The following is a 13,780-nucleotide window of genomic DNA, read 5'->3' on the forward strand; positions in this document are numbered from 1 at the left end:
AGGAGGTGCATGCTAAACTCGCGCGCTTGAACTTTCCCCTCGGAACGATAATGAAACTTGCTTTGCTGTCACTGCTGATGGGCGCCGCCTTCAGCGCCTCCGCCGGATCTCCCCTGCCAACGCCTGCCGACCAGAACTATCCCGGTACCATCGTGATGAAGCTGGACGCATCGAACACGGCGCAAAACATTTTCCGCGTGACGCAAAGCATCCCGGTCAAGCCGGGCAAGATGACCCTGCTCTACCCGCAATGGGTGCCGGCCAATCACGGCCCCAGCAGCCCGATCAACCAGTTCGCCGGCCTGAAGATTTCGGGCAACGGCAAGCCGATCGCCTGGCACCGCGACAACGTCAATGTGTTCGCCTTCCACCTGGATGTACCGGCCGGCGTGAAAACCATCGACCTCGAGTACCAGTACCTGTCGCCGACCGAAGCCAGCCAGGGCCGCACCACGATCACGCCGGACATCCTCGGCATCCAGTGGCACTCGATGACCATGTACCCGGCCGGCTACTACACCCGCCGCATCCCGATCCAGACCACGGTGACGGTGCCGCACGACTGGCAATACGGCAGCGCGCTGGAACTGGCCGAGCGCAAGGGTGACGACCTGGTCTTCAAGACCACCGACCTCGAAACCTTCGTCGACTCGCCGCTGTTCGCCGGCCGCTACTTCAAGCGCTACGACCTCGATCCGGGCGGCAAGCTGCCGGTGCACATGAATGTGGTGGCCGATACCCAGGAAGCCGTGGAAGCCAAGCCGGAGCAGCTGGAGCCTCACCGCAAGCTGATCCAGCAGGCCTACAAGCTGTTCCAGTCCCAGCACTACAAGCACTACGATTTCCTGTTCGCGCTGAGCGACGAATTCGGCGGCGTGGGCCGCGAACACCACCAGTCCAGCGAGAATGGCGTGAAGCTCGATTACTTCACCGACTGGAACAAGGCCGAGTCTGCACGCGGCCTGCTGCCGCATGAATTCACCCACTCCTGGAACGGCAAGTTCCGCCGTCCCGCCGGCCAGGACGTGCCGGACTTTAACACCCCGCTGCAGAACGACCTGCTGTGGGTGTACGAAGGCCAGACCACCTTCTGGGGCCATGTGCTGGCATCCCGTTCGGGCCTGATGAAGCTTTCCAGCGTGCGCGACATCTTCGCCGCCAGCGCCGCGCGCTACAGCCTGCAGCCGGGCCGCGCCTGGCGTACCGTGCAGGACACGACCTATGACCCGATCATCAACGCGCGCCGTCCGCAAGGCTGGAACAGCTACCAGCGCAGCGAGGACTACTACAACGAAGGCTCGCTGATCTGGCTGGACGTGGACAGCAAGCTGCGCGAAATGTCCGGCGACAAGCTTTCGCTGGATGACTTTGCCCGCAAGTTCTACGGCGTCAACGACGGCATGATCACCGCCAAGCATTACAGCTTCGACGATGTGGTGAAGACCCTGAACAGCATCCAGGCTTACGACTGGGCCGGCTTCCTGCGCACCCGCGTGGAAGAACTCGCCCCGGCGCCGCTGGACGGTCTGAACCGTTCCGGATGGAAGCTGGTGTTCACCGACAAGCCGACCGATTACCTGAAAGGCGTGGAAGACCGCAGCAAGTCGGCCGACTTCCAGTACTCGCTGGGCTTCAACGTGGGCAGCGAGGGCCGCATCGAAAACATCGTCTGGGATGGCCTCGGCTTCAAGAATGGCCTGTCGCTGGGCACAACGCTGCTGGCTGTGAATGGCCGCGCCTACAAGGCGGATGTGCTGCGCAATGCCGTGACGGAAGCGAAGTCCAGCAAGAAGCCGCTCGAACTGCTGGTCAAGCGCGGCCAGCAATACCGCACGATCTCGCTGGCCTACTTCGATGGCCTGCGCTATCCGCGCCTGGAACGCATCGAAGGCACGAAAGACCGCCTGGAAATCCTGCTGTCGCCGCTGAAATAATCCCTTCCCCTGGCCGGGCGCGCTGCGGTGCGCCCGCCTTCACCGCCTCCGGCTACAGTGGCCGCAAATGACTGCATGGAGGCGCATATGATCACCCTGCTCACCTGGTCAACACCCAACGGCCGCAAGCCCATCATCATGCTGGAAGAGCTGGAAGTCCCCTATCAGGTGGTGCCAGTCAACATCAAGGAGGGCGAGCAATTCCGTCCCGAATTCCTGGGCATATCGCCGAATAACAAGATTCCCGCCATGGTCGATGACGGCGTCGAAGGCGGCTCCCTGTCCCTGTTCGAAAGCGGCGCCATCCTCACCTATCTTGCCGAGCGCTACGGCAAGCTGCTGCCGCCCAGCGGACATGTGCGCTATCGCGCCCTGCAATGGCTGTACTGGCAGATCGGCGGCCTCGGCCCGATGGCCGGACAGCTCGGCTATTTTGCGAAGAAGGATGATGCCATGCCGAAGGAGCACTTCACCGCCGAAGTGCAGCGCCTGTTCAAGGTGCTGGACAGCGGCCTCGGCAGCAATCCCTACCTGGCGGGCGATGAATACACCATTGCCGACATCGCGACCTATACCTGGACGCTGGCCATGGTCGAACACCAGCCGCAGGCCGTGGCCGAGCTGGTGGCGCAGAAACCTGCGCTGCACGAATGGCTGAAGCGCGTGGGCAACCGTCCCGCCGTGCAGCGCGGCATGGCCTGGAAACCGCCGGCCTAAACCAGGTAGCGCGAACTCCAGGCGGCAATCAGGTTGGCCACATAGACCGCATCCTCGCGCTTGCTGAGGAGGTGGTCGGCCGTGTCCAGCGAGATATAGCTTTTCGGGTGCTTGGCTGCGCTGAAGATGTCCAGCGCGTTATTGATGCCGACCGTGGCATCGCCCGGCGCGTGCATCACCAGCAGCGCCTTGCGCAGCGCACCGATCTTGCTGCGCAGGCTGTGCTCGGCCACGTCTTCCAGGAACTGGCGCTTGATGCGGAAGGGACGGCCCGCCAGCTGCACCACGGCTTCGCCCTCGGCCGTGATGGAATCGATCTGTTCGCCGAACAGGTGGGTGACGTGGCCCGGATCGCTGGGCGCGGCGATCGTCACCACGGCTTGCGCTTCCGGCACATTGCCCGCCACGGCCAGCGTGGCGGCGCCGCCCAGGCTGTGGCCGATCAGGATGCGCGGCGCCTGGTGCTCCTGGCGCAGGAAGTCGGCGGCGGCCAGCAGGTCGGCAATATTGGACGAGAAATTGGTGTTGGCGAACTCGCCTTCGCTGGCGCCGAGGCCCGTGAAATCGAAGCGCAGCACGGCGATGCCGTGGTCGGTCAGCGCCTGGGCGATGCGGCTGGCGGCAAACACGTCCTTGCCGCAGGTGAAACAGTGGGCGAACAGGGCATAGGCCTTGATGGCGGTTTCGGGTGAATCGAGGCGGGCAGCCAGCTTCTGGCCGTTGGCGCCCGGGAAATCCAGTCGTTCAGCACGCATACATGCTCCCTTCGGTTTTTGCGGTATTTTAACCTGCCCTCAACCGAACAAACCATGCAGGTACCAGCGCTGGTCTTCCTCGGTGCCGAGACGCTCGCGGTACACCCAGTAGTGGGCATGGTCTTCCCCTTCGGCGATGAAATAATCGCGCGTCTGCGTATCGTTCCACCAGCCGCCCTCGATGCGCTCGCCGGACGTGACCATGCGCAGCGGCGAGTTGTAGAAAGGCCGGTGGTCGCGCATCAGCAGCGCGACCGGCTTGGGGAAGATCCACACGGGACGCGGCAGGGGATGCGGCGGCATCTGTCCCTTCACATCCGCCGCGCGCAATTTCTGTTGCACCGGCACCCACTGGTTGGCATATTCGGGCCGGTAATCGGCGCGCGGACAAGGCTGCAGCACATTGTCCGCACCCAGGCGCGCCACCAGCAACTCGAACAGGCGCTGCTGGTCTTCCTTGCTGCCGCCCGGCTCGGGGAACAGCGAATCGCTGAGCGGCGCCATCGGTTCCACCTTCAGCGCTTCCAGCCGCAGGCCGATCACGGGCGCCACCAGTTCCACCTTGCCCAGGCGCTCCTTCAGCAGGCGCACCAGGTGTTCGTCGCGCCAGGTCGGCTCGGCCAGCATGACTTCGATGGGCGTGGGCGGAGCAGGCTTGCCGCCCCCGTTCATGCTCCAGCAGCAGGCGCACGCCTTCCACGGCGAACTGGCGCGCGCACAGCCAGCCGGTCAGCTGCTGCAGCAGGCGGCAGGCGCCGGCCAGCAACAGGTCCGCATTCTCGATGCGGCCGAACAGTTCCAGTTTCGCGCTGAAGGTGGGCGGCGCTTCGATCCATTCGAACATTTCCGGCATCTGGCCGCGCGCCGTGTCCAGCATTTCCAGCACGGCCGCGCCGCAGCGCCGCTTCAGGCCGGGACGCGGCAGCCGGCACAGGTCGCCCACCGTGTGGCAGCCTATGCCCTGCAGCCAGGGCAGGAAGGGACGCACGGGCGGCAACAGCCCGGCCGGCAGGCGCTCCAGCCGGCGCAGCAATGATCCGATTTTTAAAGATCGTCCGCCGCCGCTGTGCGCCAGCAGCCAGGCGCCGCGCGCCGTCGGCGCCACGCCAAGGTGGGCGCTGAAGCCGAGGGCGTGCAGGCTGTCCAGCACGCGCCGGCACAGCTTGCGGATGCCACCGAACAGGCGCAGGCTGGCGCCGATATCGAGCAGCAGGGATGCTTCCTCTCCTTCCGCCACCTGCGGCGTGAACTGCAGCATGGCCATGGCCACCGCATGCAGGGCTTCCGCTTCCTTCAGCGGCGCGCGCTCGTGCTGCATCGCTTGCGGCGCCATCATCATCACGCCGCCGCGCCGCATGCCCGGCCGCACCCCGCAGGCGTGGGCCAGATCGGATAAGGCTATGACGCCATCCTGCTCCAGCACCACGCTGCACTGGTCATCCGACCACCGCGGGCAGAATACCTCGAGCGGGAGCCGGGGCAGGTGCAGGGCGATCCACAGACGCATGTCGCAACAATGTAGAAGGGGTTAATGGCAGGAACAGCGGCTCGTCGCGCTGCGGTCCCCGCCGCTTGATAAATTCAATCCGCACGCCGCCGACCGCGCCGCGCACCGCCAGCCGCAGCGGCGCGGGCGAGGCATCCTGCGCTTCCTGGATGGGACGCATCATGCAGAACAGCGTGTCGCTGCTCTGGGCTGCCAGATGCAGGCGGCGCAGGGATTCGCCGCGCACATGGCGGTCCCACAGCAGCACGGCGCCGCAGCAGCCGCTGCGCAAGGCCTGCTCGGCCGCCCACTGGCCATCGGCCGTGCGGCCTGTGTTGCGCACCCAGATCAGCTGGGCGGGTTGCACGCCCAGCGCGGACAGGCCCAGCGCCTGCGGCACCTGGGGCGGCTGCAGCAGGACAATAGGACGTTTCAGCTCCGCAAGCGCCGGATGCAGCAGGCGCATCTCGCCGATGCCGCTTTGCTGCAGCAGCAGCTCGACCAGGCTGCCGGTCGGCCAGCCCCCACCGGGCAACTGGGCGGACAGGGCCGCATACCCGGTGTCGATGCAACGGGTGGTGCTGCGCGCCAGTTGCGATGCAAACCAGAGTGAGGGGTGCAAGGCTTCCGGCGCTGTGATCGGGTCAGAGCGGGCCATGGAATCAGAGAGCAAAATAGCTGTATGCATATACAGTACTCTGCGCACGGGATTTTGGCAAGGGGCTGATAAAATCGCCAACATTGCAAATCATTTCCTGAACACTATGCAGACCATCGGCGCCGTCCTGTTTGCCATCGCCCTGCTCCACACTTTCAGCGCCAAATCCTTTGGCATGCTGGCCCAACGCTATCCGCGCCATCACGGCCTGTTCCACCTGCTGGGCGAAGTGGAAGTGGTGTTCGGCTTCTGGGCATTCGTGCTGGTGGTGGTGATGGCCTTCGTGGCGGGTCCGCAGAATGCGATCGCTTATGCAGAAACCCAGCAATACACGGAACCGCTGTTCGTGTTCGTGGTGATGGTGGTGGCGGCTTCGCGTCCCGTACTGGAGTTCGTGCGGCGCCTGCTGGAAGCAATCGCGCGTCTCGCGCCGGGGCGCGCCGAGGTGGCGCTGGCCTGGCTGGGCCTGTCCGTGGTGCCGCTGACCGGCTCCCTGATCACCGAGCCCGCCGCGATGACGATTGCCGCGCTGATGCTGGCCCCGCTGGTGTTCCGCGACCCCGTGCCGGAATGGCTCAAGTACGGCGCGCTGGGCGTGCTGTTCGTGAATGTGTCGATCGGCGGCACACTGACTTCGTATGCCGCGCCGCCGGTCCTGATGGTGGCCGGTACCTGGCAGTGGGACAGCGCCTTCATGGCCGCGACCTTTGGCTGGAAGGCGGCGCTGGCCGTTGCCATCAATGCCAGCGTGGTGAGCGCGCTGTTGCGTCCCCACCTGTCGGCCCGTGCGGACGCCGCCCCGGCGCGCGATGCGAGTCCCGTGCCCCTCTTCGTCAGCGCCATCCACGTGGCCTTCCTGGCGGCCGTCGTGCTGCTGGCCCACCATCCCGTGCTGTTCCTCGGCGTGTTCCTGTTCTTCCTCGGCTACGCCACTGCCTACTCGCGCTTCCAGTCGCCGCTGATCCTGAAGGAGGCTTTGCTGGTGGGCTTCTTCCTGGCGGGACTGGTTGTGCTGGGCGGCATGCAGCAATGGTGGCTGCAACCGATCGTGTCGCGCCTTCGAGCCGGTCGCACTGTTCTTTGGCGCGCTGGCCCTGACCGCCGTCACCGACAACGCCGCACTCACCTATCTCGGTTCGCTGATCGACGGCATCACGCCGCAGGCGCAATACATGCTCGTTGCCGGCGCCGTGGCCGGCGGTGGCCTGACGGTGATCGCCAACGCGCCCAACCCCGCCGGCGCCTCCCTGCTTCGCGCCGGCTTCCGCGACGCATCCATCAGCGCCATCGGCTTGCTGCTGGGCGCGCTCCCGCCGACCGCAGTCGCCGCTCTCGCCTTCTTTCTTTAGTGCCGAGCAGCGATTCGCAGGACGTCTCAACGCGCGGCTGCGCAGACAGAAAGCGTATCCACTTTTCTGCGCGCTGCGTTAGGCATCTCACACATAACATCAATCCGAATAACACGGAACCGTAACACGCTCCCAGTGGCGCGAGCCATTGAAGCCGCACACTATTGAATCCCTGCAAGGACGCGAAAAATCTCGTTGGGCTATTCTGAATCTCATCCCGTTCCGCACCGGAGCGGAGCTTCCAAAGACATCAGGAGATCAGAATGAGCTATCTAGACCGCGATCCATTTGGTATCTATCGTGACCGCAGCGACAACGACGGCCCAGGCCCGCGCCTGATGGGCGCCGATACGCTGATGGGCGAAGATGTTTACAACCGTCAGGACGAAGACCTCGGCGACATCAAGGAATTCATGCTGGACATGCAGACCGGCCAGGTTGCCTATGCCGTGCTGTCCTTCGGCGGCTGGCTGGGCATGGGCGACAAGCTGTTCGCCGTGCCGTGGCAGGCGCTGCAGCTTGACACCGTGAACAAGCGCTTCATCCTGGACTGCACCAAGGAGCGCCTGGAAAACGCGCCAGGCTTCGACAAGGACCGTTGGCCGGATATGGCCAGCGCCGAGTTCGGCACCGAGATCCATAACTTCTACGGCACCCAGCAGAATATGCCGGGACATAGGACTGCCACCGGCAGCGTGATGGGGTCTGGCACCAGCACCATGCAGTCCGGTTCGTCGGGCAGCTATAGCGGCACCAGCAGCGGCGGCACCGTGGGTGGGAACAAGGGTAACTACTGAGCGTAGAACGGCGGATCAATGATCCGCCCTACGCGCTACGGACGGTTTTGGCCCGGCTTAGCCGGGCTGTAGGGCGGATCATTGATCCGCCGTGCGTGCATCACCGCTGCATCGATTCCCACACCTTCATCAAGCGCTTGACGGACACCGGCATCGGCGTCCGCAACTCCTGCGCGAACAAGGAAACACGCAACTCCTCCAGCATCCAGCGGTACTCGACCAGCTTCGGATCCGTATTCTTGCCCGCCGACTTGTCGCGCGAGACGCGCAAGTAAGGCTGCGCCGCGACATGCCACTCCGCCATCGCCTTCTGGTCGCGCGCCGAATCCGCGCGCAGCTTCTCGATGCGCACATTCATCGCCTTCAGGTAGCGCGGGAAGTGCGACAGCTGCGTGAACTCGTTCTCGATCAGGAAGCGCTTGTGCACCAGGCCTTGCAGCTGCTGCTGCATGTCCTGCGCAGCCTGCGGATTGATGCCCTGCAGGCGCTTGGGCAGGCCGTGGTACTCGGTCAGCACCTGCGACACCAGGCGCGCGATCTCGTTCACCAGCAGCACCAGGCGCGACTTGCCTTCGTCCTTGCGCTTGATGAAGCTCGCCTCATCGGTGGGCAGCGGGTCCTGCAGGCAGGCAATCTCCAGCGCCTTGGCGATGATCTGGTCGCGCAGCTCTTCCTGCGTGCCCATGGACATGAACTGCATGCCCATCTGCTGCAGGTTCGGGATCGACTTTTCCACGAACTTGATCTGATCCTTCATCTGCAGCGCGAACAGGTGGCGCAAGCCGATGCGGTGCGTGCGCGCGGCCACGTTCGGATCGTCGAACACTTCCAGGTCGCAGTGCGCGCCCTTGTCCACCAGTGCCGGGAAGCCGATCAGGCTTAGCTTGCCCTGCTGGATTTCCAGCAGTTCCGGCAGCTCGCCAAAGCTCCAGGTGGTGATATTCGTATGCGCCGACGGAGCCGCCGGTACGGCCGGCGTGGCGGGCGCCGGAGCGGACTTGCCCGCGCCGCGCGCGGCTTCGGCCGCGATGCCGCCGTGCGACGGCTTGGCCGCAGCGGCCGGCTGGCCTGTGAGCTGGGCCAGCTGCGCCGGCGTCGCCGCATTGCCGCCGCCTTCCGCCATACGTTGGAAGCTCTGGCGCGCCAGCACGCCGTACTCCGCCTGCAGCGTGGCCAGGTTGCGGCCCATGTCCAGCTGGCGGCCGTGCTCATCGACCACCTTGAAATTCATGAAGTGGTGCGCCGGCAGCTGTTCAGCCTTGAAGTCCGTGGTCAGCACGGTGATGGTGATCTGCTTGCGGATATCGGCAATGATGGCGTCAACCAGGTCGCCGCGGCCAAACTCCGTGCGCTCGACAAACCTGGCCGCGTAATCCGGCAGCGGCACCATATGGCGGCGCTGCTTCTGCGGCAGGGTCTTGAGCAGCAGGTGCACCTTCTCCTTCAGCATGCCCGGCACCAGCCATTCGCAGCGCTCGCGCGACAGCTGGTTTAGCGCATACAGCGGCACCGTCAACGTTACGCCATCGCGCACGCTGCCAGGCTCAAAGTGGTAGCTCAGTTGCATTTCCAGCCCGGCCGCCATCGTCTTCTTCGGGAACAGGTCGGTCGTGATGCCGGCCGCCTCGTGGCGCATCAGGTCTTCGCGGTTCAGGAACAACAGCTTGGGATCGTCATAGGACGCATCCTTGTACCACTTCTCGAAACCGGCGCCGTTCACCACGTCGGCAGGAACCGCCTGGTCGTAGAAGGCTTCGATCAGCTGATCGTCCACCAGCACGTCCTGCCGGCGCGACTTGTGTTCGAGGTTCTCGATCTCGCGCACCAGCTTGTGGTTATGGGCGAAGAACGGCGCGCGCGTGTCGTAGTCGCCGCCGACCAGCGCGTCGCGAATGAAGATCTCGCGCGCTTCGGCGGGGTTCTTCTGGCCGTAGTTGATGCGGCGCTGGCTGTAGACCACCAGGCCGTACAAGGTCGCGCGCTCGGAAGCGGTGACTTGCGCGGGCCGCTTTTCCCAGCGCGGCTCCCCCCAGGATTTCTTCAGCAGGTGTCCGCCGATCTTTTCGATCCATTCCGGCTCGATGCGCGCCACGCAGCGCGCATACAGTCGCGTGGTCTCGACCAGTTCGGCCGCCACGATCCACTTGCCCGGTTTCTTGGACAGCGCGGAACCCGGCCAGATATGGAAGCGGATGCCGCGCGCGCCAAGGTAGCCGGCGCCCGGTTCGTCCTCGGACTTGAAGCCGATATTGCCCAGCAGGCCGGTGAGCAGGGCCATGTGGAACTGCTCGTAGGTTGCCGGCGACTCGTTGGTGCGCCAGCCCTGCTCTTTCACGATGGTCAGCAGCTGCGAGTGCACGTCGCGCCATTCGCGCAGGCGCAGCTGGTTCAGGAAGGTGGCGCGGCACGTGTCCATCAGCTGGCGGTTGGACTTCTTGTGCTCGATCGCGCTCTCGAACCACTTCCAGATTTTCAGGTAGCTGAGGAACTCGGACTTCTCGTCGGCGAATTTCTTGTGCTGTTCGTCCGCCGCCTGCTGGTGTTCCATCGGACGGTCGCGCGGGTCCTGCACGGACAGCGCGGACGCCACGATCAGCACTTCGGTCAGGCAGTGGTATTCCTGCGCGGCCAGGATCATGCGGCCCACGCGCGGGTCGAGCGGCAGCTTGGCCAGCTTGCGTCCCAGTTGCGTGAGCTTGTTGTCTTCATCGACGGCGCCCAGTTCCTGCAGCAGCTGGTAGCCGTCCGCAATCGCACGGCCCAGCGGCGGTTCGATGAAGGGGAAGCTCTCCACATCGGCCAGGTGCAGGGACTTCATGCGCAGGATGACGGAGGCCAGCGAGGAGCGCAGGATTTCCGGGTCCGTGAATTTCGGACGCTGCAGGAAATCCTGTTCTTCGTAGAGGCGGATACATACGCCATCGGCCACACGGCCGCAGCGGCCGGCGCGCTGGTTGGCGGCCGATTGCGCGACCGGCTCGATCTGCAGCTGTTCGACCTTGTTGCGGTAGCTGTAGCGCTTCACGCGCGCCAGGCCGGCGTCAACTACATAGCGGATGCCGGGCACGGTCAGCGAGGTTTCGGCCACGTTGGTCGCCAGAACGATGCGGCGCGCGTTCGTGGTGCGGAAGACGCGGTCCTGTTCTTCCACCGACAGGCGGGCGAACAGGGGCAGGATTTCCACGTGCGGCGGATGGTGCTTGCGCAGGGCTTCCGCTGCGTCGCGGATTTCGCGCTCGCCAGGCAGGAAGACCAGCACGTCGCCGCTGCCGATGCGGCAGACTTCATCCACGCCGTCCACGATGGCGTCCATCAGGTCGCGCTTTTCGCGGGCGGCGGCGGTGCGCGCGCCTTTGGCGTCCGGCGTTGGTGCGCCCAGGTTGATTTGCTCGCGTTCGACGGGGCGGTAGCGCACTTCCACTGCATACAGGCGGCCGGAGACTTCAATCACCGGCACCGGCGGCTTGCCTTCCTGCGTGAAGTGTCTGGCGAAGCGCTCGGCGTCGATGGTTGCGGAGGTGATGATCACCTTCAGGTCCGGACGGCGCGGCAGGATCTGCTTCAGGTAGCCAAGCAGGAAGTCGATGTTCAGGCTGCGCTCGTGGGCTTCGTCGATGATGATCGTGTCGTAGCCCTTCAGCAGCGGATCGGTTTGCGTTTCGGCCAGCAGGATACCGTCGGTCATCAGCTTCACCGACGCGCCCTTGCTCAGGGTGTCGTTGAAACGCACCTTGAAACCCACGTGCTCGCCCAGCGGGCTGCCCAGTTCCACCGCGATGCGTTTCGCCGTGGACGATGCCGCGATCCTGCGCGGCTGCGTGTGGCCAATCAGGCCTTTCTGTCCCTGCCCAGTTCGAGGCAGATTTTCGGCAGCTGCGTGGTTTTGCCGGAGCCGGTTTCGCCGGACACGATCACCACCTGGTTGTTCTTTAAGGCTTCCGCGATTTCTTTCCTGCGGCCGGAGACCGGCAGGTCTTCCGGGAAGGTGATCGGCGGGAGCGGGTTGCGGAAGCTTGCGGCTTCCTCACGCGCCTTGCGCTCCTCCTCCGTCTCGCGGCGGCGCTCGCCGCCGCGGTCCCCTTCGCGTCCCCCTCCCCGCCGCGTCCCTCGTCACGCCGCGCCTCTGCGCCGCGCTTTTGGCCGCCAGCCAACGCGTCCGCGCCTCCGCCTCCGCGCGCCGGACGCGACGCGTCGCCGCCGCGCTGGCCAGAGCCACGCCTTTCGCCGCCGCGTCCTTGGCCGCCTGCCGACGCATCCGCGCCAGCGCCAGCGCCGCGTGCGGGGCGCGACGCGTCGCCGCGAGCAACTTCGCCTGCTGGACGCGCCGCGTCGCCGGCTTGCCGCGCGCTGCCTTGCTGGTGCGCCGCGTCGCCGCGCTGGCCGGAGCTGCGTACGTCGTTGCCGCGGGGCTGATCGGCGCTCGATGCGCCAGCGCCGGCGCCCTCGCGCTGCGGGCGTGCGGAGTCGCCGCGCTGGCCGCGTCCTGGCTCGCCGCTCGCTGGGCGCGCCGCGTCGCCGCGTTGGCCGCGTCCTGGCTGGCCGCCTTGGCCGCGCGGGGCGTCGCCCGGGGCCTGGGCCGCAGGGCTGGCAGGCGTGCCGGCGGACTGGCCGGCAGGCGCGGTGCCGGCGGGCGTCCGTCGGTCGTCGGTGGAGGCGGCAGGCGATTTGCCCGGAGGAGGTGTCTTATTGCTTGCTTCTGGCATTTTTTTAACAGTATTTGGTGCGAAAATCGCGCAGCGAATTATAATGCGCGGAATGGAAAATCCTACCCAATTCGTCCACTGGCTGCGCTCCGTCGCGCCCTACATCCACGCCTTCCGTGGCAAGACCTTCGTGGTTGCCTTCCCTGGTGAACTGGTTTCCGCCGGCGCCCTGCCGGTGCTGGCCCACGACTTGTCTTTATTGCACGCGCTGGACATCAACGTCACCGTCGTCTACGGCTCGCGTCCGCAGGTCGCCGAACAGCTCGCGCTGCGTAACGTGGAAGGCCGCTTCCACAATGGCGTGCGCATTACGGACAGCGCCGCCATGGAATGCGCCAAGGAAGCCGCCGGCGAACTGCGCCTGGACATCGAAGCCGCCTTCAGCCAGGGCTTGCCGAATACGCCGATGTCGAACGCGGCGATCCGTATCATTTCCGGCAACTTCATCACCGCCCGCCCCGTCGGCGTGATCGACGGCGTCGACTTCGAACTGACCGGCGTCACCCGCAAGGTGGATGCGGAAACCATCCACTCCATCATGGGCTCGGACGGCGTGGTTCTGCTCTCCCCGCTGGGCTTCTCGCCCACCGGCGAAACTTTCAACCTGACGATGGAAGACGTGGCCGTTTCCGCCGCCATCTCCCTGCACGCGGACAAGCTGATCTTCATCACCGAAACGGAAATGATGAAGGATGTCGCCGGTGTCGAAATCACCGAACTGTCCTCGCACCAGGCCGAAGCCGTGCTGCAGGCCGGCTTCCTGCCGGACGCCACCGCCTTCTACCTGAAGCACTGTATCAAGGCTTGCCACAACGGCGTCGAGCGCGCCCACATCGTGCCTTTCGCGCTGGACGGCTCCGCCCTGCTGGAACTGTTCACCCACGACGGCGTGGGCACCATGATCTCGCACGAGAACCTGGAAAGCCTGCGTCCTGCCACAATTGAGGACGTTGGCGGGATTATCAAGCTGATCGAGCCGCTGGAAGCTGACGGCACCCTGGTCAAGCGCGGCCGCGAGCTGATCGAGCGCGAAATCGAAATGTTTTCCGTGATCGAGCACGACGGCGTGATCTTCGGTTGCGCCGCCCTGTATGCCTTCCCGGAAGAAAAAATGGCCGAAATGGCATGCCTGACCGTCAACCCCGACGTACAAACGCAAGGCGACGGCGAACGCATCCTCAAGCACATGGAAAACCGCGCCCGCGCCCAGGGCATCACCAAGCTGTTCGTGCTGACCACGCGCACCGCGCACTGGTTCATGAAACGCGGCTTCGTGCCGTCCAGCGTGGAAGCCCTGCCAAAAGACCGCCAGCGCCTCTACAACTGGCAGCGCAAATCCCAGGTTCTGATCAAGACACTATAATTGCAATTTTTAGGAGTA

The 13,780-nt window shown here is 65.1% G+C and carries 7 protein-coding genes and 2 pseudogenes; 5 read left to right on the plus strand and 4 right to left on the minus strand.

Annotation, left to right across the window (positions count from 1 at the left end; all coding sequences use genetic code 11):
• Positions 1-50 precede the first annotated feature (50 nt).
• Together ACHMW6_RS26755 and ACHMW6_RS26760 are read left to right on the plus strand one after the other, a co-directional pair.
• Positions 51-1,934 carry a M61 family metallopeptidase gene (locus ACHMW6_RS26755; RefSeq protein ID WP_395401414.1) on the plus strand — a complete coding sequence of 628 codons (1,884 nt, stop codon included), beginning with the start codon at positions 51-53 and terminating at the stop codon, positions 1,932-1,934.
• Between the two features lie 87 nt (positions 1,935-2,021).
• On the plus strand, positions 2,022-2,651 hold the full coding sequence (locus ACHMW6_RS26760; RefSeq protein WP_395401416.1) for a glutathione S-transferase family protein: 630 nt from the start codon (positions 2,022-2,024) through the stop codon (positions 2,649-2,651).
• Here the strand turns inward: ACHMW6_RS26760 and ACHMW6_RS26765 are convergent.
• The 3 genes and pseudogenes from ACHMW6_RS26765 to imuA all read right to left on the minus strand — a co-directional run bounded on the left by ACHMW6_RS26765 (position 2,648) and on the right by imuA (position 5,550).
• Positions 2,648-3,406: an alpha/beta hydrolase family protein gene (locus ACHMW6_RS26765; protein WP_395401418.1), complete on the minus strand. Its 759-nt coding sequence runs from the start codon at positions 3,404-3,406 to the stop codon at positions 2,648-2,650. The two genes, ACHMW6_RS26760 and ACHMW6_RS26765, sit on opposite strands and share 4 nt — an antisense overlap.
• A gap of 39 nt (positions 3,407-3,445) precedes the next feature.
• Positions 3,446-4,913 (minus strand): annotated as a pseudogene (locus tag ACHMW6_RS26770) (Y-family DNA polymerase).
• On the minus strand, positions 4,843-5,550 hold the full coding sequence (imuA, locus tag ACHMW6_RS26775; protein ID WP_395401420.1) for a translesion DNA synthesis-associated protein ImuA: 708 nt from the start codon (positions 5,548-5,550) through the stop codon (positions 4,843-4,845). The pseudogene ACHMW6_RS26770 and the gene imuA overlap by 71 nt, the downstream one beginning before the upstream one ends.
• 106 nt (positions 5,551-5,656) lie before the next feature.
• On the opposite strand from imuA, the pseudogene ACHMW6_RS26780 reads away from it, so the two are divergent.
• Both ACHMW6_RS26780 and ACHMW6_RS26785 read left to right on the plus strand, forming a co-directional pair.
• Positions 5,657-6,899 (plus strand): annotated as a pseudogene (locus ACHMW6_RS26780) (putative Na+/H+ antiporter).
• A gap of 263 nt (positions 6,900-7,162) precedes the next feature.
• Entirely contained in the window at positions 7,163-7,696 is a 534-nt protein-coding gene (locus ACHMW6_RS26785; RefSeq protein ID WP_395401422.1) for a PRC-barrel domain-containing protein, read from the plus strand.
• Between the two features lie 100 nt (positions 7,697-7,796).
• On the opposite strand, the gene hrpA is transcribed toward ACHMW6_RS26785, so the two are convergent.
• Positions 7,797-11,558: an ATP-dependent RNA helicase HrpA gene (gene hrpA, locus ACHMW6_RS26790; protein ID WP_395408723.1), complete on the minus strand. Its 3,762-nt coding sequence runs from the start codon at positions 11,556-11,558 to the stop codon at positions 7,797-7,799.
• Positions 11,559-12,451: 893 nt separating this feature from the next.
• Here hrpA and argA point away from each other — a divergent pair.
• The gene (gene argA, locus ACHMW6_RS26795; RefSeq protein ID WP_395401424.1) at positions 12,452-13,762 is read left to right on the plus strand and encodes an amino-acid N-acetyltransferase; all 1,311 of its coding nucleotides are present in this window, start codon (positions 12,452-12,454) and stop codon (positions 13,760-13,762) included.
• The last annotated feature ends 18 nt before the right edge of the window (positions 13,763-13,780 follow it).

The sequence above is a fragment of the Pseudoduganella sp. UC29_106 genome (assembly GCF_044055365.1).
GTDB lineage: Bacteria > Pseudomonadota > Gammaproteobacteria > Burkholderiales > Burkholderiaceae_D > Rugamonas.

Bases quoted from the DNA above. Each gene is read 5' to 3' on its own strand.
- ACHMW6_RS26755 (WP_395401414.1), top strand. From the start codon at position 51: ATGAAACTTGCTTTGCTGTCACTGCTGATGGGCGCCGCCTTCAGCGCC.
- ACHMW6_RS26760 (WP_395401416.1), top strand. From the start codon at position 2,022: ATGATCACCCTGCTCACCTGGTCAACACCCAACGGCCGCAAGCCCATC.
- ACHMW6_RS26765 (WP_395401418.1), bottom strand. From the start codon at position 3,406: ATGCGTGCTGAACGACTGGATTTCCCGGGCGCCAACGGCCAGAAGCTG.
- imuA (WP_395401420.1), bottom strand. From the start codon at position 5,550: ATGGCCCGCTCTGACCCGATCACAGCGCCGGAAGCCTTGCACCCCTCA.
- ACHMW6_RS26785 (WP_395401422.1), top strand. From the start codon at position 7,163: ATGAGCTATCTAGACCGCGATCCATTTGGTATCTATCGTGACCGCAGC.
- argA (WP_395401424.1), top strand. From the start codon at position 12,452: ATGGAAAATCCTACCCAATTCGTCCACTGGCTGCGCTCCGTCGCGCCC.